General features: G+C 72.0%; 19 protein-coding genes. 9 read left to right on the forward strand and 10 right to left on the reverse strand.

The features are described 5' to 3' along the window. Positions 1-49: 49 nt before the first annotated feature. The 6 genes from MUN78_RS12880 to MUN78_RS12905 all read right to left on the reverse strand — a co-directional run bounded on the left by MUN78_RS12880 (position 50) and on the right by MUN78_RS12905 (position 6425). Positions 50-1114 carry a C45 family autoproteolytic acyltransferase/hydrolase gene (locus tag MUN78_RS12880; protein WP_244726922.1) on the reverse strand — a complete coding sequence of 355 codons (1065 nt, stop codon included), beginning with the start codon at positions 1112-1114 and terminating at the stop codon, positions 50-52. A 67-nt stretch (positions 1115-1181) separates the two neighbouring features. Further along, positions 1182-2006: an ABC transporter ATP-binding protein gene (locus MUN78_RS12885; protein ID WP_244690446.1), complete on the reverse strand. Its 825-nt coding sequence runs from the start codon at positions 2004-2006 to the stop codon at positions 1182-1184. Further along, a complete protein-coding gene (locus MUN78_RS12890; RefSeq protein ID WP_244726924.1) occupies positions 2003-2851 on the reverse strand; it encodes an ABC transporter ATP-binding protein in 849 nt (282 codons plus the stop codon). The genes MUN78_RS12885 and MUN78_RS12890 overlap by 4 nt, the downstream gene beginning before the upstream one ends. Then, a complete protein-coding gene (locus tag MUN78_RS12895) occupies positions 2851-3786 on the reverse strand; it encodes an ABC transporter permease (RefSeq protein WP_244726926.1) in 936 nt (311 codons plus the stop codon). Before MUN78_RS12895 ends, MUN78_RS12890 begins: the two co-directional genes overlap by 1 nt. Beyond that, the gene (locus tag MUN78_RS12900) at positions 3783-4733 is read right to left on the reverse strand and encodes an ABC transporter permease (protein ID WP_244690457.1); all 951 of its coding nucleotides are present in this window, start codon (positions 4731-4733) and stop codon (positions 3783-3785) included. The genes MUN78_RS12895 and MUN78_RS12900 overlap by 4 nt, the downstream gene beginning before the upstream one ends. A 39-nt stretch (positions 4734-4772) precedes the next feature. Next, positions 4773-6425, reverse strand: a complete 1653-nt coding sequence (locus tag MUN78_RS12905) for an ABC transporter substrate-binding protein (RefSeq protein ID WP_244726928.1) — start codon at positions 6423-6425, stop codon at positions 4773-4775. A gap of 197 nt (positions 6426-6622) precedes the next feature. Between MUN78_RS12905 and MUN78_RS12910 the strand changes: the two genes are divergently transcribed. After that, the gene (locus tag MUN78_RS12910; protein WP_244690461.1) at positions 6623-7651 is read left to right on the forward strand and encodes a LacI family DNA-binding transcriptional regulator; all 1029 of its coding nucleotides are present in this window, start codon (positions 6623-6625) and stop codon (positions 7649-7651) included. 343 nt (positions 7652-7994) lie between these two features. Here the strand turns inward: MUN78_RS12910 and MUN78_RS12915 are convergent, their stop codons facing one another. After that, positions 7995-9209 carry an NADP-dependent isocitrate dehydrogenase gene (locus MUN78_RS12915; protein ID WP_244690463.1) on the reverse strand — a complete coding sequence of 405 codons (1215 nt, stop codon included), beginning with the start codon at positions 9207-9209 and terminating at the stop codon, positions 7995-7997. 332 nt (positions 9210-9541) lie between these two features. Between MUN78_RS12915 and MUN78_RS12920 the strand changes: the two genes are divergently transcribed. The 6 genes from MUN78_RS12920 to hemQ all read left to right on the forward strand — a co-directional run bounded on the left by MUN78_RS12920 (position 9542) and on the right by hemQ (position 14299). Then, the gene (locus MUN78_RS12920) at positions 9542-10537 is read left to right on the forward strand and encodes an ROK family protein (RefSeq protein ID WP_244726929.1); all 996 of its coding nucleotides are present in this window, start codon (positions 9542-9544) and stop codon (positions 10535-10537) included. 56 nt (positions 10538-10593) lie between these two features. Next, entirely contained in the window at positions 10594-11046 is a 453-nt protein-coding gene (locus MUN78_RS12925; RefSeq protein WP_244690466.1) for a GNAT family N-acetyltransferase, read from the forward strand. 2 nt (positions 11047-11048) lie between these two features. Continuing rightward, positions 11049-11957 (forward strand): EamA family transporter RarD, encoded by a 909-nt coding sequence (gene rarD / locus MUN78_RS12930; RefSeq protein WP_244726931.1) that lies wholly within the window; start codon positions 11049-11051, stop codon positions 11955-11957. Positions 11958-12009: 52 nt separating this feature from the next. Then, entirely contained in the window at positions 12010-12369 is a 360-nt protein-coding gene (locus tag MUN78_RS12935) for a metal-sensitive transcriptional regulator (RefSeq protein ID WP_244730091.1), read from the forward strand. Between the two features lie 97 nt (positions 12370-12466). Beyond that, positions 12467-13432 (forward strand): polyphosphate kinase 2, encoded by a 966-nt coding sequence (gene ppk2 / locus MUN78_RS12940; RefSeq protein WP_244726933.1) that lies wholly within the window; start codon positions 12467-12469, stop codon positions 13430-13432. Between the two features lie 90 nt (positions 13433-13522). Beyond that, complete coding sequence (gene hemQ / locus MUN78_RS12945) at positions 13523-14299, forward strand: hydrogen peroxide-dependent heme synthase (RefSeq protein WP_244690472.1); 777 nt, start codon at positions 13523-13525, stop codon at positions 14297-14299. A 63-nt stretch (positions 14300-14362) separates the two neighbouring features. Here hemQ and MUN78_RS12950 read toward each other — a convergent pair whose 3' ends face one another. The 3 genes from MUN78_RS12950 to MUN78_RS12960 all read right to left on the reverse strand — a co-directional run bounded on the left by MUN78_RS12950 (position 14363) and on the right by MUN78_RS12960 (position 18278). Beyond that, the gene (locus MUN78_RS12950) at positions 14363-16636 is read right to left on the reverse strand and encodes a lamin tail domain-containing protein (RefSeq protein WP_244726935.1); all 2274 of its coding nucleotides are present in this window, start codon (positions 16634-16636) and stop codon (positions 14363-14365) included. Positions 16637-16754: 118 nt separating this feature from the next. Then, positions 16755-17759: a c-type cytochrome biogenesis protein CcsB gene (ccsB, locus tag MUN78_RS12955; protein ID WP_429952181.1), complete on the reverse strand. Its 1005-nt coding sequence runs from the start codon at positions 17757-17759 to the stop codon at positions 16755-16757. A gap of 90 nt (positions 17760-17849) precedes the next feature. After that, the gene (locus MUN78_RS12960) at positions 17850-18278 is read right to left on the reverse strand and encodes a hypothetical protein (RefSeq protein WP_244690476.1); all 429 of its coding nucleotides are present in this window, start codon (positions 18276-18278) and stop codon (positions 17850-17852) included. A gap of 134 nt (positions 18279-18412) precedes the next feature. Here MUN78_RS12960 and MUN78_RS12965 point away from each other — a divergent pair, with 134 nt between their 5' ends. Together MUN78_RS12965 and MUN78_RS12970 are read left to right on the forward strand one after the other, a co-directional pair. Next, positions 18413-19414 carry an oxygenase MpaB family protein gene (locus MUN78_RS12965; protein WP_244726936.1) on the forward strand — a complete coding sequence of 334 codons (1002 nt, stop codon included), beginning with the start codon at positions 18413-18415 and terminating at the stop codon, positions 19412-19414. Between the two features lie 44 nt (positions 19415-19458). Next, complete coding sequence (locus MUN78_RS12970) at positions 19459-21381, forward strand: glycerophosphoryl diester phosphodiesterase membrane domain-containing protein (RefSeq protein ID WP_244726938.1); 1923 nt, start codon at positions 19459-19461, stop codon at positions 21379-21381. Positions 21382-21416 lie beyond the last annotated feature (35 nt).

Below are 21416 nucleotides of genomic sequence, written 5' to 3' on the forward strand. Positions count from 1 at the left end.
AGACGCCCGGCACCCCGACGCCGGACCTCGGAAGCCCGGCGCCCCGCCCTCACACGCTCAGCGTGCGCCAGGCTCCGGTCTCCGCCTCGGTGGGCATGCCGTTGAGAATGCGGATCGTGCGCGCCCCGGGCTCGGTGACGATCGTCGCGAGGGTCGCCCAGCGCTCCCCGTACGTCTTCGACATGTCGGCGACGCAGGTGAGCGGGGGCTCGCCCGCGCCGGACAGGAGCAGCCGCACGAGCGCCGCGGGATCCTGCGGGGCCGTCTGCGCGAGCCGCTCCCGGATGAGCGCGAGGCGCTCCGAGGAGTCGGGCTCGTAGACCTCGTGCTTCTGGCCCGCGAGCGGCTGCGCATCCTGGAAGTGGTTCGTGCGCTGCACGGAACCGTCCGTCTCCGTGATCTCGAAGACCCCCACCGGGCTCATCTCCACGGAGACGGCCCGTTCGACGTCGAGCATCGTGAACGCCGAGGAGGAGGCGATCGGTGCCTCTCGGAGGAGTGCGACGGCCTCGTCGACCGTGCGGCACTCCGAGAGCACCGTGCTCGAGAGCAGGTGCATCGGCACCCCGTCCGGGCCGTCGGCCGCGTGTCCGAGAATGTTGAAGTGCAGCGCGAGCCCGGCCTCGTTGACGCCGATCTTCGAGAGGATCCCCTGCTCGGTGAGCCCCGCGTGGCGCAGCCCATGTCCCGTCACGGTGTGGGTGTGCCAGAAGCGGTCGAGCTCCACGTGCCAGTCCCAGGTCTGCACCCCGGTACGGCGGCCGTCGACGACGGCGGTCACCGTGGAGCACTCGCTCGAGGCGCGCGGCCCGAGCGCGATCAGCTCCGTGCGCGCGTTGAGCGCGACGACCTGCTCGAGCGGGATCCCGGCTCCCTCGGCGACGCCCGCGAGCTGTTCCACGAGCGCGGGCCGCCATCCCTCCACCGCGGCGAGCACGCGCTCGACACCGTCGCGCTCGACCTCCTCGCCGACGCCGAGCAGCCGGAAGAGCTCCGCATACCTCGTGTACGCCTCGCCGAGCGTCCCGCGCAGGGCGCGCCCGCGGCTGCGTCCGAGCTCGCGCGGGGAGTCGCCCGTCACCTCGAGGTGCAGTCGGCCGTGATGGTCAGTCATGTCGATGGTTCTCCGGATCGTAGTGGCGGTGGGGGTGCCGCGGAGGCGGCGGGCGCGAGGATCGCGGTCACTCCTCCAGCAGGGCCGCGCGCAGCCCGCGCTGCGGCTTCCAACCGGGGCGCGGCGCGGACGCGATCAGCAGCTTCGTGTAGGGCTGCTGCGGCGCGTCGAGGATCTCGCCGACCGTGCCGCGCTCGATGATCCTCCCCTTGCGCATCACCACGACGTCGTCGGCGATGTCGCGGACGACCGAGAGATCGTGAGTGATGAAGAGGTAGGAGAGTCCGTGCTCCTCGCGCAGTTGCTTGAGCAGATCGAGCACCTGCGCCTGCACGGAGACGTCGAGTGCGGAGACGGCCTCGTCGAGGACGATCACCCGCGGCTCGGCGGCGAGCGCGCGGGCGATCGCCACGCGCTGCTTCTGCCCGCCGGAGAGCGCCGCGGGTTTCGCATCGGCGTGGCGCTCCGTCAGCCCGACCTCGGCGAAGAGCTCGAGCACGCGAGCACGGCGACCCGCTCGGTCCAGATCGGGGCGGTGCGCCCGCAGCATCTCGTCGATCGTCGCCGAGACGGGGAGCGAACGGTTGAGCGAGCCCTGCGGGTCCTGGAAGACCATCTGCACGAGCTTCGCGCGCTCGCGCAGCTGCCGCCTCGCCGTCGTCGGCGTGACTTCCGCGTCGCCGATCCGCACGGTGCCGGCGTCCGCCGACTCGAGGCCCACGATGACGCGCGCCAGCGTCGACTTCCCCGACCCGGACTCGCCGACGACGGCGAGGCAGGTCCCCGCTCGGAGCACGCAGGAGACGTCGTCGAGCGCGGCGACGCTCATCCGGCGGCCGAGGTGGAAGGTGCGGGAGAGGCCCTGCGCCTCGATGATCGCGGTGTCGTTCATGCGCCGGCCTCCTCCGCCGAGACGGTGCCGTCGGGCTCCGGGGTGCCGCCGCTCCCGCCCTCCGGATACAGCATGGGCCGCGCGGCCATGAGGGCGCGGGTGTAGTCGGTCTTCGGCTGGTCCCGGATCTCATCGGGCGTGCCGATCTCGAGGATCGCGCCGTCCTTCATCACCGCGAGACGGTCGCAGACCGCGGCGGCGAGGTCGAGGTCGTGGGTGACGAAGATCATGGAGAGTCCGTGCTCGCGGCGCTTCTCGTCGAGGATCGCCACGACCTCGGCCTGGGTGGTGACGTCGAGCGCGGTCGTCGGCTCGTCCGCGAGCAGCAGTTTCGGCTCGCCGGAGATCGCGCCGGCGATGACGACGCGCTGCAGCATGCCGCCGGAGAGCTGATGCGGATACGAGCGGAGGACGCGATCGGTGTCCTCGATCCCCACTTCGGCGAGCAGGGCCGCGGCGCGTCGCTGGGCCTCGCCGCGGTCGAGCGAACGGGCGTCGCTCATCCCCTCGATGAGGAAGCGCCCCACCGTCAGCACCGGGTTGAGCGCCCCGTGTGGGTTCTGGGCGATGAGCGCGAGATCGTTCGCTCGGATGCGGCGGAGTTGCTCCCCCGAGGCCGTGAGGAGGTCGGTGCCGTCGAGCGCGATGGATCCCTCCACGCGCGCGCCGGCCGGCTCGATCCCGAGGATGCATTTCAGCGTCATGGACTTGCCCGATCCCGACTCCCCCACGAGGCCGAGCGCCTCGCCCTGGGCGAGCGCGAGGGTGCTGCCGTGGAGGATCTCGGTCTCCTGGCCGGTGTCGGGGTCGGCGACGGTGAGCACGAGGCCGTCGATCTTCAGCATCAGCGGATCCTTCCTGCGGCGCGGCGGCCGCCGAGCTGCTCGCCGACGTAGCCGAACGCCGCGACGGTGATGACGATCGCGAGCCCGGCGAAGATGCTCTGCTCCCAGAATCCCTGCTGCAGGGAGGCCTGCCCGTTGGAGACCATGAGCCCCCAGTCCGGGGTCGGCGGCTGGACGCCGAGGCCGAGGAAGGAGAGCGCGGCGAGTTCGATCATCGCGTATCCGAAATTGATGGTCATGCCGGTGAGGATCTGCGTCCGCACGTTCGGGAGGATGTGCCGAGCCGTGATGAGGAAGCCGGAGATGCCCTGGAGCTGCGCGGAGGCCACGTAGGGCAGGTTCCGCTCGCGCAGCGCCACCGATCGGATGACGCGCGCCGAGTAGGGCGTGAATCCGATCGCGAGCGCGATGGAGGCGGTGAGGAGCGACGGCCCGAAGATGGCGACCGCGAGGATCGCCAGGAGCATGTTGGGGAAGGCGAAGAGGATATCGAGGATCCGGCTGATGATCGCGTCGACCTTCCCGCCGAACCAGACCGCGGTGAGGGCGAGCACGGTCGCGAGGAACGCCGTGATGACGATCACGATCGTCGGGCCGATGAGGCTGGTGCGCGCGCCCCAGATGATGCGCGACAGGATGTCGCGTCCCGATTGGTCGGTGCCCATGAGGTGCGCGAGGCTCCAGGCCTCGTGCCGCGAGGTGACGCTGCCCTCGAAGGGGTCGTACGGGGCGATCACGGGGGCGAGCAGCGCCATGAGGACGACGAGCGCGACGATGGCGAGGCTCACGACGCCGACGGGGCCGAGGCGGCGCACGAGGAGCCGCCAGCCGGAGACCGGGACGTCGCCCCGGTGCTTGCGGAGCAGCTGCACCGCGACGGTGTTCTGGGCCCGCGTGTTCCGGCCGGGCTCGCGAGCGGGGGGCTGCTGGGTCATCGCGCCGATGCTCCCTTGCTGAGGCGGACTCGGGGGTCGATCACGGAGTAGAGCAGATCGACGATGAGGTTGATGAGGCCGAAGGCCAGCACCATGATGAGCGCGATCGCCTGCACGACGGCGAAGTCCTTCTTCTGCACCGAGTTCACGAGCAGCGAGCCGATGCCGTCCAGGGTGAAGGCGTACTCGATGACGAAGGCGCTCGCGAGGAGGCCGGCGATCTGGGTGCCGATGACGGTGCTCACGGGGAGCATCGAGTTGCGGATCGTGTGACGCCAGAGCACGAGGCGCTTGGGCACGCCGCGGGCGATCGCCATCACGACGTGCTCGGATCCCTGCTCCTCGCGCACCGCCGTGCGGGTGATGCGGGCGACGACCGCGATTCCGGGGAAGGCGAGCGCGATCGCGGGGAGCGTGAGGTGCCAGAGCCGGTCGAGGAAGCCCTCGCCGGATCCGGCGACCGGGAACCAGCCGAGGTTCGAGCCGAAGAGGAACATCAGCACGAGCGCCGCGAAGAAGGTCGGCACGGCGAAGCCGAGGTTCGAGCCGAACACCACGAGCTTCTCGAAGACGCCCGAGCGGGTCGCGGCGAGCACGCCGAGCCCGACGCCGAACACGATGATGAGGAGCGCGGCGAAGGCCGCGAGGTACAGCGTGGTCGGGATCCGCGAGGCGACGAGCGTCGAGACGTCCTGCTGCGTGAGCAGGGAGCGGCCGAGGTCGCCCTGCAGCACGTCGACGAGCCAGTGCCAGTAGCGGAGCAGGAAGGGATCGTCCAGGCCGTACTGCGCCCGGATGGCGGCGAGCACCTCGGGGCTCACCGTGCGCCCCTGCACGAGGAACTGCTCGGGGCTGCCCGGCGCGAGGTACATGCCCGAGAACACGATGAAACTCGAGACGACGAGCACGGCGACGAGTGCGCCGAGCCGCTTGAGCACATAGGTCATGCGCGATCCCTTCCTGCTGATCCCACGGGATCGGATCCGTTACGCGGCGGCGCCGAGGTCGGCGGCCCAGGGGTAGTACAGGTAGACGAAGGACGCGGGGGCGCCCGTGATGCTGTCATCCATGTACAGACGCACGGCCAGGTCGTTGATCGGCACCCAGGGCTGCTGCTCCATGATCAGGGCCTCGGCCTCGACCGTGAGCTCCGCGCGCTTCGCGTCGTCGGACTCGGCGAGGGCCGCGTCCAGCGCCGCGTCGACGGCGGGATCGGAGAATCCGGAGTAGTTCTGATCGCTGCCGGTCTTCGCGATGCTGATGAGGTGCAGCAGCGGATCGGGTGCGCTCATGTAGTTGGTGGTGACGAAGCCGTCGTAGCCGGCGCGCGCCTCGGGGTCGGAGAAGAAGGCGCCGAACTGCGCGCTCGGCACGCCCGTGGGCTCGAGGGTGATCCCCAGCTCCTTGGCGCCGTTGGCCATCTCGTTGAGGATGTCCGCGTAGAAGCTGCGCTCGCTCGGGTAGGCGATCTTGATGGGCTGCGAGAGGTCCACGTCCGCGTCGGCGAGCGCCTGCTTCGCGGCCTCGATGTCGAAGCCGAGGTCGGGCAGATCCGCGTCGCGGAGCTCCGCGACGCCGTCGATCGCATCCCACGCGGACTGCGGCACGACGGAGCGGGAGACGGTGCCGGTCCCCTCGTACACGGTGTCGGCGATCGCCTGACGATCGGTGGCCCGGGTGAGCGCGGCACGCACGGCCGGGTCGCCGAAGAGGCCCTCACCGGTGGAGATGATCGCCATGTTCTGCATGCCCTGCCCGGAGTAGAGCGTGCCGCTCGTGCTCGAGGAGAGCTGGCCGAGGGCCTGCAGCGGCACGTCGTAGCTGCCCTGGATCTCGCCGGTGCCGAGTCCGTTCGCGATGGCCGTGGGGTCGACCACGAACCCGATCTCGACCGATGCGGCCTTCGCCGCGCCCTCAGCGTCCCAGTAGCCGTCGTAGCGATCGAGCGTGATGGACTGCCCCTGCTTCCAGTCGCCCGGGGTGTACTGCAGCGGACCGGTGCACATGACGCCGGTGTCGGGGTTGCCGTAGTTCTCGCCCGCCGCCTCGCGCTGCTTCTGCTGCACGACGACGCCGATGATGGTGCTCAGCGAGGAGGGCAGCGTGTAGTCGGGCGACTTCAGCGTGATGGTGAGCTCCGCGTCACCGGTGGCCTCGACGCTCGCGATGTTGTCGACGACGCCGCCGCCCCAGTAGCTGCCCTCGGCCGGATCGAGATGGCGGTTGATCGAGAAGACCACGTCGTCCATCGTCATCGGCGAACCGTCCCAGAACGTGACGTCGTCACGGATGCCGAACACCCACGTGATGCCGTCGTCCGTCTGCGAATCGGTGGCGAGGTGCGGCTGCACGGAGAAGTCCGGCTGCATCTCGAACAGCGGCTCGCACAGGTTGGCGACGATCGTGTTCTCGGGGTAGTTGAAGGCCTTGACCGGGTCGAGGCTCGCAAGCTCGCCGTAGGTCGAGTTCCAGGTGACCTTGTCGATCTCGCCGGATGCGGCGGGGGTGAGCTGCAGCAGTTCGTCGCCGCCCCCGGCGTCGCCGGCGTCACCGCCGCGGCTGCCCGAGGCGCAGCCGGCGAGCGCGAGGCCCGAGATGGCCAGGAGGGCGAGCGATGCTCGCGTCTTTGAGAATCTCACGTTCGTGCTCCATTCGAAGTATTCATCGTCGAATCTTCTCGACCCGACGTGACGCCGGACGAAGACCCATCGGTGATGCTAGCACCCAAAACGCTTTGTGCAAATCGTTTTGGTTTCGTCTCGGTATCGTCGCTGATCAGCGGGCGTTTTGCACGGGGGCGCCGCCGGGAGGAGCGGAGTCCGGCTATTCTGGCGTGATGCAGCGATCCGCCCGAGCGACGATCAAGGACGTGGCCAAGGCGGCGGGCGTCTCGCCGACGACCGTGTCCCACGCGCTCAACGGCAAGGGCGTCGTGCGCCGCGAGACCGCCGAGCGCATCCGGCGCGTCGCCGCCGAGGTCGGGTACCGGGCGAGCCCGATCGCCCAGGGCCTGCAGAACTCGAAGCTCGGCCTCCTGGCGCTCGTCATCCGCCCGCTCCACAGCCTCGACACGTTCCTCCCGGAGGGCGTGGACTACTTCCTCCGCCTCGCGGGCGCGGCGTCGCTCGCCGCCATGGAGCGCGGCTACAGCCTCATGCTCGTCGACGACCCCACGAAGCCCGATGCCCCGCTCAGCGCCACCGCCGCGGACGCCTACATCGTCTCGGAGCCCTTCGCCGACGATCCGGTCCTGACCCTGCTCTCGGAGAAGCGGATCCCCTTCGTCTCGATCGGTTCGGATCCGTCGCGCCCCGGCCGCTTCGTCGAGCTCGAGACGCACGACTGGGCCGAGGCCGTGCTCGTGCTCGATCACCTCGTCGCGGCCGGCGCGCAGCGGGTCGCACTCCTCACCGGATCCGACGCGAACTCCTGGAACCGCGAGTCCGAGGACGCCTACCGGCACTGGTGCGCCGAGCGCGGGCAGGATCCCGACATCGCGGCGTTCCCCGAGGCGGAGGGAGAACGCGTCGGCGACGCCGCCCTGGATCGTTTCTTCGGCCCGAGCGCGACGGCGCCGCCCGATGCGCTCTTCTGCCTGACGGGCCGTCACGCCGCCGGCGTGAACTCGGCGGCCGCGGCGCGGGGCATCAGGGTGCCGGAGGATCTGCTGCTCGCCGCCGGCTCGGGAGCGCTCCAGAACCGCATCTCGCACCCCGGGGTGACGACCCTCGACCTGCGCCCGGAGGCGAGCGCGCAGCGCGCCGTCGAGGTCGCGGTGAGGCTCGCCGAGGGGCTCCCGCTCGACCTCCCGCTCGAGGTCGAGCGGGCCGTGCTCGACGTGCGCGGGTCGACGACGCGCGGCTGAGGGGTCCGCGGGCTCCCTCGCGATGCGGTCGGCGGGCGAGTCGGCCGCGGGAGGCACGCGGCCGCGGATGAGGCTGCGGATGCGGTCGCGGTCGCGGATGCATCTTCGGTCGCGGTCGCGGCGGCGCTGCGGGAGGCATGCGGCTGCGGCTTCGGTCGTGGATGCGGCCTCGGTGACTCCGATTCCGTGGATCCGGCCCGACCGAGGCCGCATCCGCGACGGAAGCCGCGCGCCCCGAGGCCGCACGGCCCCCGAGCACGCGAACGGGGGCCGGCGCCGAAGCGCCGACCCCCGTCGGTTCCCGAGCGCTCCGGCGTCGCGGACGCCGGAGCGCGGGCGCTCGCTAGGCCAGGCGCGCCTGCAGGTTCTCGTCGATCGAGGCGAGGAACTCCTCGGTCGTCTGGTAGGCCTGGTCGGGGCCGACGAGCAGCGCGAGGTCCTTCGTCATCTTGCCGGACTCGACGGTCTTGATGACGACGTCCTCGAGCGTCTCCGAGAACTCGATGAGCTCCTGGTTGCCGTCGAGCTTGCCGCGGTGCGCGAGGCCGCGCGTCCAGGCGAAGATCGAGGCGATCGGATTGGTCGAGGTGGGCTTGCCCTGCTGGTGCTGGCGGTAGTGGCGCGTCACGGTGCCGTGCGCCGCCTCGGCCTCGACGGTCTGGCCGTCGGGCGTCATGAGCACGGAGGTCATGAGGCCGAGCGAGCCGAAGCCCTGCGCGACGGTGTCGGACTGCACGTCGCCGTCGTAGTTCTTGCAGGCCCAGACGTAGCCGCCCTCCCACTTCATGGCCGAGGCGACCATGTCGTCGATGAGCCGGTGCTCGTAGGTGAGCCCCGCCGCGTCGAACTGCTCCTTGAACTCGGCGTCGAAGACCTCCTGGAAGATGTCCTTGAACTGGCCGTCGTAGGCCTTGAGGATCGTGTTCTTCGTGGAGAGGTAGACGGGGTAGTTGCGGGAGAGCCCGTACTTGAACGAGGCGCGGGCGAAGTCGCGGATCGAGTCGTTGAAGTTGTACTGCCCCTGGATCACGCCGCCGTTCTCGGGCAGGGTGACGACCTCGAACTGCTGCGGCTCGGAGCCGTCGGCGGGCTCGTAGGTCAGGGTCACCTTGCCGGCGCCCGCCTTGAAGTCGGTCGCCTTGTACTGGTCGCCGTGCGCGTGACGGCCGATGATGATCGGCTTGTTCCAACCGGGCACGAGCCGCGGGATGTTCGAGATGATGATGGGCTCGCGGAAGACGACGCCGCCGAGGATGTTGCGGATCGTGCCGTTGGGCGAGCGCCACATCTTCTTCAGGCCGAACTCCTCGACGCGGGCCTCGTCGGGGGTGATGGTGGCGCACTTGACGCCGACGCCGTGCTTCTTGATCGCGTTCGCCGCGTCGATCGTCACCTGGTCGTCCGTGGCGTCGCGGTGCTCGATGCCGAGGTCGTAGTAGTCGAGCGTCACGTCGAGGTACGGGTGGATGAGGCGGTCCTTGATGAACTGCCAGATGATGCGGGTCATCTCGTCGCCGTCGAGCTCGACGACCGTGCCTTCAACCTTGATCTTCGCCAACGCTTCTCCCATATCTGTTCGCGGGCCCGATGCGGTGATGAGCGGACCCTGGCGCGCCGCGCCGGCTGGACGCGGCGCAACGGCTTCGCGCGGGATCGGGGCGCGCGCGCCGCCTCCCGCGGGATGGCCCGATGGAGCCGCCATCCAGTGTAACCGAGTTCGCTGCGGTATCTCGACATCGAGATATCTCGCCCGTGCGCGGCGATATGTTGCCGGAGAGCGCAGAATCCCCGTCGCGCGCCCGCGTCAGCCGCTACGCTAGCTGCAAAACGACCGGCCCGGCGCGGCCCCGTCCACCGCCCGCCCGGGTGCTCAGCGAGGAGATGACAGACATGAGCGATCGGCTCCGCATCGGCATGGACATCGGCGGTACGAAGACCGAGGCCGTCGCGATCGACGCCGCGGGCGGTGTGGTGGCGACGGCGCTCCTGCCCACCCCGCCCGGCGTGGAGCCCGTGCTCGCCACGGCGGAGCAGGCGATCGCCGAACTCGCGGCGCAGACGGGGCGCGGGGTCCGGGAATTCGCCTCCGTGGGCGTCGGCATTCCCGGCCAGGTGGATCGCGCGAGCGGCGAGGTGCGCCTCGCCTACAACATCGGCATCGAGCATCTGGCGCTCGCCGCACGGCTGGGCGAGCGCACGGGCCTGCCCGTCGCCCTCGACAACGACGTCAACGCCGCGGCCCTCGGCGCGGCGCACCTCATGGGCCTCGACGGCACCGTCTCGTACCTGAACATCGGCACCGGTCTCGCCGAGGGGCTCGTGATCGACGGCGCCCTGCAGCGCGGGGCCCACGGCATCACCGGGGAGATCGGCCATTTCGCGATCGATCCGCTCGGCAGGCAGTGCCTCTGCGGCCAGCTCGGCTGCCTCGAGACCGCGGCGAGCGGCGCGGCGCTGCGCAACTTCTGGCCGGCAGGCGGCGAGCACCCCGGTCGCACGCTGCTCCCCGCGGTCGACGCGGGCGACGCCGAGGCCCAGGCGGCCTTCGAGCACCTGGTGCGCGGCTCGGCGACGGCGATCCGGCTGCTCGTGCTGCTGCTCGACCCGCACACCGTCGTCATCGGCGGCGGGCTGCGGCTCCTCGGCGATCGCCTCTTCGACGCGATCCGCGGGCGCCTCGCCGAGTGGGGCGCGCAGTCGCCGTTCATCGCCGAGCTCGGCATCGCCGAGCGGATCCGGCTGCTCTCCGAGGGCTCCCCCGCCGCGGCCGTCGGCGCGGCGCTCGCGGGGGCGGACCGGCCCGGCGAGGCCGCCGCGGATCGCCCCGGCGAGCCCGTCGCCGGTCGCGCCGGCACCGACGCGCACCGCCGCGGCGATGCCCCGTGACGCTGCACCGTGACCCTGCCCCTTGACCCCGGGGGTTCAGGCGGTAGCCTTGATCCATGAGTGAACTGCGCCTCGAAGAACTGTCCGCCGCGACGATCGTCGCGGTGAACGCGCTCGGTCTGAAGCCCGGCCAGGAGCAGTTCATCACGCCGGTGTCGTACGCGGCCGCGGCGGCCGTCACCCCGGCCCACACGGCGTGGCAGCGCGTGGTGCTCGACGGGGACCGCGTGGTCGGCTTCATCCACGGCAACTTCGATCCCGACGCTCCGCAGGAGGAGTTCCGCGCGGCGCTGTGGCGGATCAACGTCGACGCGGACGCGCAGGGCCGCGGCGTCGGCACCTTCGCGGTGAACGCGCTCATCGACGAGGCCCGCACGCGCGGCGTGCGCCAGCTGACCGTGCTCTGGGAGCGCGGCGACGACGGCCCCGAGGAGTTCTTCCTGCACATCGGCTTCTCCCCCGTCGGCGAGACGCCGTACGGCGAGGTCATCGGCTCGATCGACCTCTAGGAGTGGCCCGCTCGCTCGGGTCGGGGGCGCGCGGAGCACTCGCCTCGATCGGTTCGTCGGTCGCGTTCGGGGGCATCTACTTCATCACCCCCCTGCTCGTGCCGGCGTCCGCCGAATCGGTGTGGGCGCTGCGCAACCTCGTGACGCTCCCGATCATCGCCCTCGCCCTGCTCGCGGTGCGCCAGTGGCATCTCGTGACCGAGATCGCCGCGCGGATCCGCCGCCGACCGATCCTCGCGCTCGGCATCGCCGCCTGCGGCGCGCTGATCGCGGCGCAGCTGTGGGTGTTCGGGTGGGCTCCGATGCACGGGCGCGGCCTGCAGGTCGCGCTCGGCTACTTCCTGCTGCCGCTCGTGCTCGTGGTCGTGGGACGGGTGCTGTACCGGGATCGCCTCGTGTGGTGGCAGTGGCTCGCCGTGGGCGTCGCCGCCCTCGGCGTCGCCGCCGAGCTCGTCCGCGTCGGCGGGGTGTCCTGGGAGACGCTGCTCGTCGCCCTCGGCTACCCGTGCTACTTCGTGCTGCGGCGCGCGCTCGGGATCGCGCACATCGGCGGCATGCTCTGGGAGTTCCTGCTCCTCGCGCCGATCGCGCTCGGCCTCGTGGCCCTCACGATGCTCGACCGCTCCGCCTTCGCGGCGAACCCCGCGCTGTGGTGGATCGGCCCGCTGTACGCGGCCTCCGCCGGAGTCGCGCTGATCCTCTACGTGGCCGCCTCGCGCCTCCTCACCATCAGCGTCTTCGGCCTGCTCAGCTACCTGGAGCCGGCGCTGCTGATGGTCGCGGCGCTGCTCGGCGGCGAACGGATCGCGAGCGGCGAGTGGTTCAGCTACGGGGCGATCTGGATCGCGGTGCTCGTGATCGTCGCCGGCGGCACGGCCGAGATGCTGCGCCGGCGGCGAACGGGCGGCTGAGGCGTCGCCGCCGCGGGCCCGCGGCGCGTAGGATGCTCGCATGAGCGAAGCGATGACCGGTACCGCCGCGGCCTCCGCCGGGGCGGACGACGCGACCGCGGACCGCGCCGACGGGGCGTCCTGCGAGTCCCAGACCCACGGCTACATCGGTCACAAGGACGATCTGCTGAAGCGGCTGCGACGGGCCGAGGGGCAGGTCCGCGGCGTGCACCGCATGGTCGAGGAGGACGCGTACTGCATCGACATCCTCACCCAGGTCTCCGCGGCGACGAAGGCGCTCGAGCGCGTGGCGCTCGCGCTGCTCGACGATCACCTGCGGCACTGCGTGGCCTCCGCCGCCGAGGAGGGCGGCGCCGTCGCGGCGGAGAAGCTCGAGGAGGCGTCGGCCGCGATCGCGCGGCTCGTCCGCTAGGCCCCTCCCGGCCACCTCCCGTTCACCGCCGCTCCCTATACTGGGGGCGTCCTCGCCCGCGCATCGTCCGGGCGCAGCCAGGCGAACGGAGCCCCGCATGACCGACGACCTCGACGAGCGGAACCGGGCGGGCGAGTCCGCCTTCGCGCTGGCGGAACCCGGCCAGATCGACGTCACCCCCGAGATCGACGAGATCGGCGAGCTGCTCGCCCGCGGACGGGCGGACGACGAGGGTGCGACCGCCGCCTGGCGGCAGGGGTACCCCTACCCGACGAAGCTCTCCCGCAGCGCCTACGAGCAGGAGAAGCATCGCCTGCAGATCGAGCTCCTCAAACTGCAGGCCTGGGTGAAGGAGAGCGGCGAGAAGATCGTCATCCTCTTCGAGGGGCGGGACGCGGCGGGCAAAGGCGGCGCGATCAAGCGCTTCACCGAGCATCTGAACCCCCGCGGTGCCCGCGTCGTGGCGCTCGAGATCCCGACGGAGCGGGAGCGGACGCAGTGGTACTTCCAGCGCTACGTGCAGCATCTGCCGAGCGCCGGGGAGATCGTGATGTTCGACCGCTCGTGGTACAACCGCGCCGGCGTCGAACGGGTCATGGAGTACTGCACCCCGCAGCAGTACCTCGAGTTCACGCGTTCCGCGCCCGAGTTCGAGCGCATGCTCGTGAACTCCGGCACGCACCTCGTGAAGTTCTGGTTCTCGGTCGGCAAGGCGGAGCAGCACGAGCGCTTCATGGCGCGTTCGCAGGACCCGGTGAAGCAGTGGAAGCTCTCCCCCACCGACCTCGCGAGCCTCGACAAGTGGGACGACTACACCGCGGCGAAGGAGGCCATGTTCTTCTACACGGACACGCCGCAGGCGCCGTGGACCGTCGTGAAGTCGAACGACAAGAAGCGGGCGCGGCTCGAGGCCATGCGCTGGGTGCTCTCGCGCTTCGATTACCCCGACAAGGATCGCGCCGCGGTCGGGACGCCGGACCCGCGCCTCATCGGCTCGCCGCAGAGCGTCTCCGACGACGGCGAGGGGCCTGCGGGCTCGTTCCCGGTGGTCGGGGCGGGATGATCCCGTGCCGGTCCTCCCGCGCCGATCTTCCCGCACCGCGGGCGGCCTCGGGTCTTGCGCTCCTCCGCCCGCGGGGAGGACGATGAGTCCATGAGCGATTCCAGGCGATCCGAACTCGCGGACCTCGATGTCGACATCGAGCTCGATGCCGAACCGGGAGGCGGCGGCACGAGCGATGGCGCGGGGGCTCCGACCCCGGCGGCGTACACGCTCTTCGCGGTCTTCCGGCTCAGCTCCTCCCACCCGGTCGTCATCGACGGCAGGGACGTGCCCGGCGCGGTGCAGGAGCTCGAGGACGTCGTCGAGCTGGTCGAGAACGAGGGGGTGACCCTGCGCGGCTGGTACGACGTGAGCGGCATGCGCTCCGACGCCGACCTCATGGTCTGGCTCCACGGCTCCGCCGCCGAGGATCTGCAGTGGGCGCTGCGCGAGCTGCGCCGCACGATGCTGCTGCGCCCGCTGATCCGCACCTGGAGCGCCGTCGGGGTGCACCGCGAGGCCGAGTTCACGCGCGAGCACGTCCCCGGCTTCGTGCGCGGCGTGCCCGCGAAGCAGTGGCTCACGGTCTATCCCTTCGTCCGCTCTCCGGAGTGGTACCTCCTCGACGCCGCCGAGCGCCGGCGCATGCTGGCGGAGCACGGGCGCGCAGGAGCCGCCTACACCGGCGTCACCGCGAACACCGTGGCGGCCTTCGCGCTCGGCGACTACGAGTGGCTGCTGCCCATGGAGGCGGACGAGCTCACCGAGCTCGTCGACATGATGCGCGAGCTGCGCGGGGTGGACGCGCGACGCTACGTGAGCGTCGAGGTACCCTTCTCGACCGGCCGCCTCATCGAACCGGTCGAGATCGTCGAGGTGCTGCAGTAGTCTTCGCCCGGCCGGCGGCACCGCGTCGACGCCCGAGGGCGACGCCGCGGCACCGCCCGAGCGCTACTCCGCGCTGCCGCGCCGGCGGCTGACGAGCAGCACGACGGCGCCCATCGCCCCGAGCAGCACGACCACGAGCAGCAGGAACTCGTTCGCGCCCCAGCCCGTCTGCGCGAGGGTCGCGGACTGCGCCGTCGCGCGCACGGAGGCGTCCGCCGTGCCGTTCGCGGCGGACGAGCCCGCGCCGCCGCTCGCGGCCCCGCCGCCGGCGCCGCCCGCGCCCGCGGAGCCCGATGCGGTGCCTTCCGCGGATCCCGTTCCGACCGCGGATCCCGCACCATCGGCGTCGCTGTCCGCCCCGCCGCCGGGGATCTCGTCCGCCGCGTCGAGCCACCCGGCGCGCAGCGCACCGGCCTGCACGCCGTCGGTGAACCACCACGCGGGGCGCCGGCCGTCGACGACGAACCCGGCCGGCGCGATCGCGAAGCCCTCGGTGTTCGCCAGAGGCAGCCCCTCGGGGCGTGCGAAGAGCGTCACCCTCGGCGCGGCGGCAGCAGCGGCGCCGGCCGTCGCTCCGGCTCCGTCCACCGCCTCGGCGCCCGCGCCGTCCGCCGCACCGAAGGCGATGAACGCCGACGCCCCCGCGCAGCCGTCGTCGCACGCCGCCCACAGCCCGCCGCGCACCGCGTCGTAGTCGAGCGCCATGACCCCGGGGAGCCCGGGCGTGACATCCGCCACCTGCTCGGCGGTGCCGTCGGAGTTCAGGGCGAAGGCGAAGACCCGCCCGCCGTCCTCGACCGCGACGAAGAAGAGCCCCTCGCCGTGGAGCGGGTAGTCGGCGGGATCGTAGCCGGCGCCGGTGCGCTCGTCCACGAGCCGGCCGCGCAGCTCGTCGTCCGCGACCCACTCGACGGCCTCGATGCCGAGGTTGGCGCTCACCTGCGGCAGCTGCGCGGTGAGGTCCCACTCCTGCGACGCCACGACGTCCGGTCCCTCGGCCTCGGGGTCGATCTGCAGCACGCTGTTGAAGTTGACGGCCTTCGCGCCGTTGTCCCGCTCGGAGGCGAGGTAGAGCATGCCGTCGCCCGCCACCGTGATGCCCTCGGTGTCGGGGCCCGCGGCCGCGGGATCACCCGCATCCTTCGCGAAGCGGGCGCGCTTGCCCGACTCCCAGCCGTCGGCGAAGGCGACCGAGCCGTCGGCCTCCGCCGTGAGCTTCCAGAAGGTCCCCGTCCCGTTGTCCACGGCCCACAGGAGCACGCCGTCGTCGCCCGTCTGCGCATCGAGGCCGGAGCTGTCCTCGAGGAACATCTGCGCGGCGTCGAGCTCGCGCGTCTCGGGCGCACCCGGCCACGTCTCCGTGACGATCGGCTCGGGCTCCTCCCCGCCCTCGCCCGGGTCGGCGCAGCTATTGGCGGCGCCGGGCGTGGGGTGCGCCAGCACGAACTCCCCCGCGCCGTCGGGGCAGCGCGCCAGGGTGGCCTGCGCGGGGTCTCCGCCGATCTCGGCGTGCCCCTCCCACGGACCGGAGTCGTCGATCAGCGCCCCGCCCGCGTCGAAGAACCGGATGCGGTCCGCGCTGCCGATCCCGATCGCCGCGGCGAAGGAGCCGGGGGCGCCGTCGACGACGCCGACGCTCGCCTCGTCGACGACGAGGAAGCCGCCCGAGGCGATCGTCGCCCCCGCGGGGAACGCCCAGCTGTGGTCGTCGGAGTTGTCGCGCAGCTCGTAGCCGTCGAGGGACAGCTCGGCGTCGCCGAGGTTGACGAGCTCGACCCAGTCCCCCGGGGAGGAATCGATCTCGTTGAGGCGCAGCGCCGAGGTCGGCGCCTCGGGTTCCGCGGCGAAGCGGTTCCCCTCCCCCTTCGTCGGAGCCTCGGTCTCCGCCCAGGCCCCGTCCCCGTCGACGCCGTACGTCGTCGCGGCGTGCGCCGTCCACGCGTAGGCGTCGACGAGGGCGCCGCTGGGGTCGAACAGCCGCACCGCATCCGCGCCCCCGAGGCCGAAGTCGAAGTCGCCCTCGCCGGTCCGCTGCAGCTCGTCGATGACGAGGTACCCGCCGGGTGCCAGCGTGCTGCCCGCGGGGAAGGCGTAGCCGTGCGCATCGTCGTCGTCGCGCACGGTGAACCCGGAGAGGTCGACGGGCGCCTCACCGGTGTTCGCGAACTCGATCCAGTCGCCCGGCACGCCGCCGGACGACTCGATCTCGGAGATCCGGAGCCCGTCGACGGCGGCAGCCGCGGGAGTCGGCGCCGCGACGCCCACGGCCCCCGAGATCCCGATCGCTGCGACGGCTCCCATGGCGACGGCGACGGCCGCCCCTTGCTTCCTCGACACGCGCACTCCTCTGACTCGACTTCGCGCACAACGAAGTCCATGTCACCAGGGCGGGGTGCATGGCCGAGGTCGGCCGGGTGGCCGGGAGGTGAAGGTCGCGTGTCGACGCGGTGACGGCCTACAGGCCGGAGTACGCGTGCAGCCCCTTGAAGAAGACGTTCACGATGGTGAAGTTGAAGATGACCGCCGTGTAGGCGATGATCGACAGCCAGGCCGATCGGGTGCCGCGCCAGCCGCGGGTGGCCCTGGCGTGGATGAATCCGGCGTAGAGCACCCAGATGACGAAGGTCCAGACCTCCTTGGTGTCCCAGCCCCAGTAGCGGCTCCACGCGGCCTCGGCCCAGATGGATCCGGCGATGAGGGTGAAGGTCCAGAACACGAAGCCGATGATGGCGATGCGGTAGGCGAGGTCCTCGAGGCGCACGGCCGTGGGCAGGCTCGCCATGAACGGCGTGCCGCCCGGTTCGCCCGCCGCGATGCGCCCCTCCCGGCGGTGCTGCAGCAGCTGCAGAACCGACAGCCCGAACGACAGGGTGAGGAAGCCGACCGCGAGGACGGCGACCAGGATGTGGATCACGAGCCAGTAGGAGTCGAGCGCCGGCTGCAGCGGCACGATCTCCACGTAGAAGTTGAGCTTCGAGATGCCGAGGAAGATGATCGTGAGCCCCGTGACGAGCGCGCCGAGGAAGCGCAGGTCCACGAAGAACTGGACGACGAGGAAGATGAGGATGATGGCGCAGGTGGCGGTCAGGGCGAACTCGTACATGTTCGCCCACGGCACGCGCTCCGCGCCGATGCCGCGCAGGATCGTCGCGCCGAGGTGCAGCAGGAAGCCGAGCACCGTCAGCGAGAAGCCGATGCGCAGCGCGCGGGAGCGGCGGGGCTTCGGTTCGACGGGGCGCGCGGGGGCTGCGGCGCGCGTGGCGGTCGCGACGCCGCCGCGGGCGCTCACGGCCGATGCCGCCCGGGCTCCCTCCGCGGCTGTCGCCGCGCGCGCCTCGAGCGCCGCGCCGTCGCCGCTGCGATTGGCCAGATCGACCGCGTAGAACACGAAAGCGATCGAGTAGACGATCATCGCCGAATAGAGGGCGATCGTCGAATAGGTTTCCAGCTCGCTCAGCACAGTTTCCCAGAGTACCCGGTCCGGCCCGATGCTGCCTGTGGACCTCCGGGGCGACCGGCGGAATCGGGGCGGAGCGTCACTCCGCCGCGGTCACTCCGCCGCGGTCACTGCGACGGTGAAGACGATGGGCTCCGCCGCTCCGGGATCCGCGCCCTCCCGCGTCAGCGTCACCTCGCTCGTGCCCGGGGCGAGCGCCGTGACACCCGGGTTGAACTCCGCGCTGCCGTCGGTGCCGCCCGGGGTGAATTCGGCGATCGCGGGATCAGCCACCTCCCCCGCGAAGGCGTCGACGGGAAGATCCCCGACCGCGATGTTGAGCGCCTGCCCGACGAGGAGCTCGACTTCGGCGCCCCGCAGCGCATCGGGGCTCAGCGTCACCGGCGCGACGACGTCCTTGCCGACGGCCTCGCCGGACTCCACCGCGGCACCCGACTGCGCAGTTCCGCCGCTCGTGCAGCCGCCGAGCACGAGGGCGATCGCCGCCGCGGCGAGCAGTCGCGTGATCGTCCGGGATCCCATGGCACCATCCTGGCAGGCTCGGCGGCCCCGCACCAGGCGGGCGCGCTTTCCTCGTCCGGCCTCGAAGGGCTAAACTCTGGACATCGTCCATATATCGGCGGCGGATCCGTCGTCCCGCCGGAGAGGAAGCGCTCGTGAGCCGCACCGACACCCCGCCCGCAGCCCCCGCGAACGAGCCGCCCGCCCGGGCCGCCCGGACGGGCTGCCCCGTCGCCCGCCGGGGCGTCCTTCCCGCCGCCCCCGGTGCGGGCGACGTCGCCGCCGCGAGCCCCGGCGGCGCGTCCGGGGCCGCCGATACCGCCGGCCCCCTCGGCGCCGATACGGGCTACTTCGGACCGGGCAGCGTGAGCTGGCGGCTGTTCTCGGACCCGTCCTCGCAGCTCGGCGGCGTCGCGGCACTGCTCCTCCAATCGCTCAACCCGATGATGATGCGGGTGTTCGCCGGCACGAGCGGCTACGCCACGGACGTCGAGGGCCGCGGCGAACGCACCGGCAGGTACATCGACACGACGGTGTTCGGCGATCGCGCCCACGCCGACGCGGCGGCCGCCGCGGTCCGCCGCCTGCACGCGAGGAGCGTCTGGACCGATCCGCGCACCGGCGAGGAGCTGCGGGCGGATACCGAGGAGTGGCTCGCCTGGACCCACAACTGCATCGTCTACGGCGTGCTCCGCGCCGCCGACGCCTTCGGCCCGCTGCTCACGGTGGCCGAGCAGGATCGCTTCGTCGTCGAACAGCACGAGGCCGCGCGCCTCGTCGGCATCGCCGGCACCGCGTTCCTGCCGGGGACCCGCGCCGAGCTCGACCGGTACATCGACGACAACCGCGGCTGGATGGCGCTCACGATCCCGGCGGCCGAGATCTCCCGCGCACTCCGCAAGCCGGCGCTTCGGGGCAATCCGGCGAAGGTCTGGGCGGCCGTCAACATCCAGGACGGCATCCTGTCGCTGCTGCCGGACTGGGCGCTCCTCCTCCTCGGGATCGACGGTCGGCCCCTGAGCCTGCGCGGAGCCGCCCGGGTGACCCGGCGGCTCGTCGCGGCGTCGCGCAGCGGCCGGAGCGCGGAGGAGCTCATCACCGCGGTCGCCGAGCGCGTGCAGACCCACCCCTACCAGCGTCTCCGGGGAACGCCGTAGCCGCCGCGCGAGGGCGGGGCGCCGAGCGTCCTACACTGGTCAGCATGACGCACGGGAGCCCCGCCGCGCGCCCGTCCCCGCGGCGCGTGCGCTCGCACTACGGCAGGCTGCTGCGCGAGGGCTGGCGGCTCGTCCGGGCCGGCGGCGCCCGACTCGCGGGGCTCGTCCTGCTCTCGCAGCTCGTGATCCTGCTCGTCGCCCTGCCGCTCATCGGCTGGCTCTTCCGGGAGGCGCTGCGTGCGAGCGGCATGCACGGGCTCGACACCGGGAACCTCCGGCTCGGCGGCGGATTTCCCGTGACGCTCGCGCTGCTCGTCGTCATCGTCGTGCTGGCCTTCTGGCTCATCTCCCTGCAGTTCACGGCGCTCGTCGTGCTGCTGCGCTGGCCGGGGCTCGATCCGCGCGCGTTCCTCGCGCAGCTGCGCCGGGTGGCGCGAAAGCTCGTGCGGCCGGGATCCGCGTCGCTCCTCGTCTACCTCTTCCTGCTGCTGCCGCTCACCGGCTTCGGCTTCACCTCGACCGTCACCCGCGGGATCGCGATCCCGCCGTTCATCTCGGGCGAGCTCGCGAAGAGCCCCGCATCGAGCATCGCGCTCACCCTCGTGCTCATCGCGCTGGCGCTGCTCAACGTGCGCCTGTCCCTGACGGTGCCGGTGTTCGTGCTGACGGACGGCGGCCGCGCCTCGCGCAGCAGCTGGCGGCTGACGCGGGGGCTCGGGGCCTCCGTGCCCCTCGTGCTCGCGATTCTGACGGTGCTCGCCGCCGCGGGCGCGCTCGCCGGCGTGCTCTTCGGCGTCGCCATCGCCCCGACCGCCCTCGCCGATGCGATCGCGCCGGACGCCGCGCCGATCGTGGCGGCGTACTCCCTCGGCGCGGTCCAGGTCGCGGGCTTCCTGCTCAGCGGCTTCGCGACGGCGATGGTCGCCGCGATCCTGATCGCACGGGTGCGGGAGGCGGCCGAGCTCCTCCCCGCCGGCGTGACGCTCCGCGAGACCTCGGCCGCGGAGCACCCGGCCGGCGAGCGCGCGGCCGGCGAGCGCGCGGCCGGCCGCACCGCGCTCGACCGGCCCGCGGGAGCGTCGGCCGCGCCGCGCCGCTCCCGGCGGCCGATCGCGATCGTCGCACTCGGCGCCGTCATCATGGCCGCGGGCTTCGGGACGGCGGGCATCGGGACGATGCAGCGCCTCTCCGGCACCCCGGACACGCTCGTGCTCGCGCACCGCGGGTTCTCCGACGGCGGCGTCGAGAACACGATCGGCGGGCTCGAGGCCGCCGCCGCGGCGGGCGCCGAGCTCGTCGAGATGGACGTGATGCAGACGCAGGACGGCGGCTTCATCGCGATGCACGACCCCGAGCTCTCCCGGCTCGCGGGGCGCCAGGCGGCCGTGAAGGATCTCACGCTCGCCGAGCTCACGGCGATCACGGTGCGCGACGGCGCCGGGCACGAGGACACCATCCCCGCGTTCGCCGACTACGTGCGGCGGGCCGCGGAGCTCGAGATGCCGCTCCTCATCGAGATCAAGCTCGGCGGAGCCGACACCGAGGATCACGTCGCCCGGCTGGTCGCCGAACTGGAGTCGCTCGACGCGCTGGAGACGAACATCTACCACTCGCTCGACGCGGCGAGCGTCGCGGAGCTCAAGCGGCTCCGCCCCGACCTGACCGTCGGCTACACGATGCCGTTCGCCGGCGGCGACGTGCCCGACACCGCGGCCGACTTCATCGTCGTCGAGCAGTGGACCGCCACCCGGGCCATGCAGGACGACGCGTGGAACGCGGGCCTCGGATTCATGGCCTGGACCGTGAACGACGACGCCGGAATCCGCGAGCACCTGCGCCGCGACACCGACGGCATCATCACCGACCACCCCGACCTCGCGCTCAGCACGCGCGAGCAGATCGATGAGGAGTCCGGGCTCGCCGACGCCCTGCTCGACACCATCACCCGCTTCGTGACGGTGGTGTAGCGCCCGACGGGCCGCGACCGGCCGGAGGCCTCGCC

The organism is Leucobacter allii (genome assembly GCF_022919155.1).
Classification (GTDB): Bacteria; Actinomycetota; Actinomycetes; order Actinomycetales; family Microbacteriaceae; genus Leucobacter; species Leucobacter allii.

Excerpts from the sequence above, each read along its gene's own strand:
- MUN78_RS12880 (WP_244726922.1), bottom strand. The coding sequence starts at position 1,114 with ATGACTGACCATCACGGCCGACTGCACCTCGAGGTGACGGGCGACTCC.
- MUN78_RS12925 (WP_244690466.1), top strand. The coding sequence starts at position 10,594 with ATGAGTGAACTGCGCCTCGAAGAACTGTCCGCCGCGACGATCGTCGCG.
- MUN78_RS12895 (WP_244726926.1), bottom strand. The coding sequence starts at position 3,786 with ATGACCCAGCAGCCCCCCGCTCGCGAGCCCGGCCGGAACACGCGGGCC.
- MUN78_RS12885 (WP_244690446.1), bottom strand. The coding sequence starts at position 2,006 with ATGAACGACACCGCGATCATCGAGGCGCAGGGCCTCTCCCGCACCTTC.
- MUN78_RS12910 (WP_244690461.1), top strand. The coding sequence starts at position 6,623 with ATGCAGCGATCCGCCCGAGCGACGATCAAGGACGTGGCCAAGGCGGCG.
- hemQ (WP_244690472.1), top strand. The coding sequence starts at position 13,523 with ATGAGCGATTCCAGGCGATCCGAACTCGCGGACCTCGATGTCGACATC.
- MUN78_RS12890 (WP_244726924.1), bottom strand. The coding sequence starts at position 2,851 with ATGCTGAAGATCGACGGCCTCGTGCTCACCGTCGCCGACCCCGACACC.
- ppk2 (WP_244726933.1), top strand. The coding sequence starts at position 12,467 with ATGACCGACGACCTCGACGAGCGGAACCGGGCGGGCGAGTCCGCCTTC.
- MUN78_RS12920 (WP_244726929.1), top strand. The coding sequence starts at position 9,542 with ATGAGCGATCGGCTCCGCATCGGCATGGACATCGGCGGTACGAAGACC.
- MUN78_RS12960 (WP_244690476.1), bottom strand. The coding sequence starts at position 18,278 with ATGGGATCCCGGACGATCACGCGACTGCTCGCCGCGGCGGCGATCGCC.
- MUN78_RS12900 (WP_244690457.1), bottom strand. The coding sequence starts at position 4,733 with ATGACCTATGTGCTCAAGCGGCTCGGCGCACTCGTCGCCGTGCTCGTC.
- MUN78_RS12970 (WP_244726938.1), top strand. The coding sequence starts at position 19,459 with ATGACGCACGGGAGCCCCGCCGCGCGCCCGTCCCCGCGGCGCGTGCGC.
- MUN78_RS12935 (WP_244730091.1), top strand. The coding sequence starts at position 12,010 with ATGACCGGTACCGCCGCGGCCTCCGCCGGGGCGGACGACGCGACCGCG.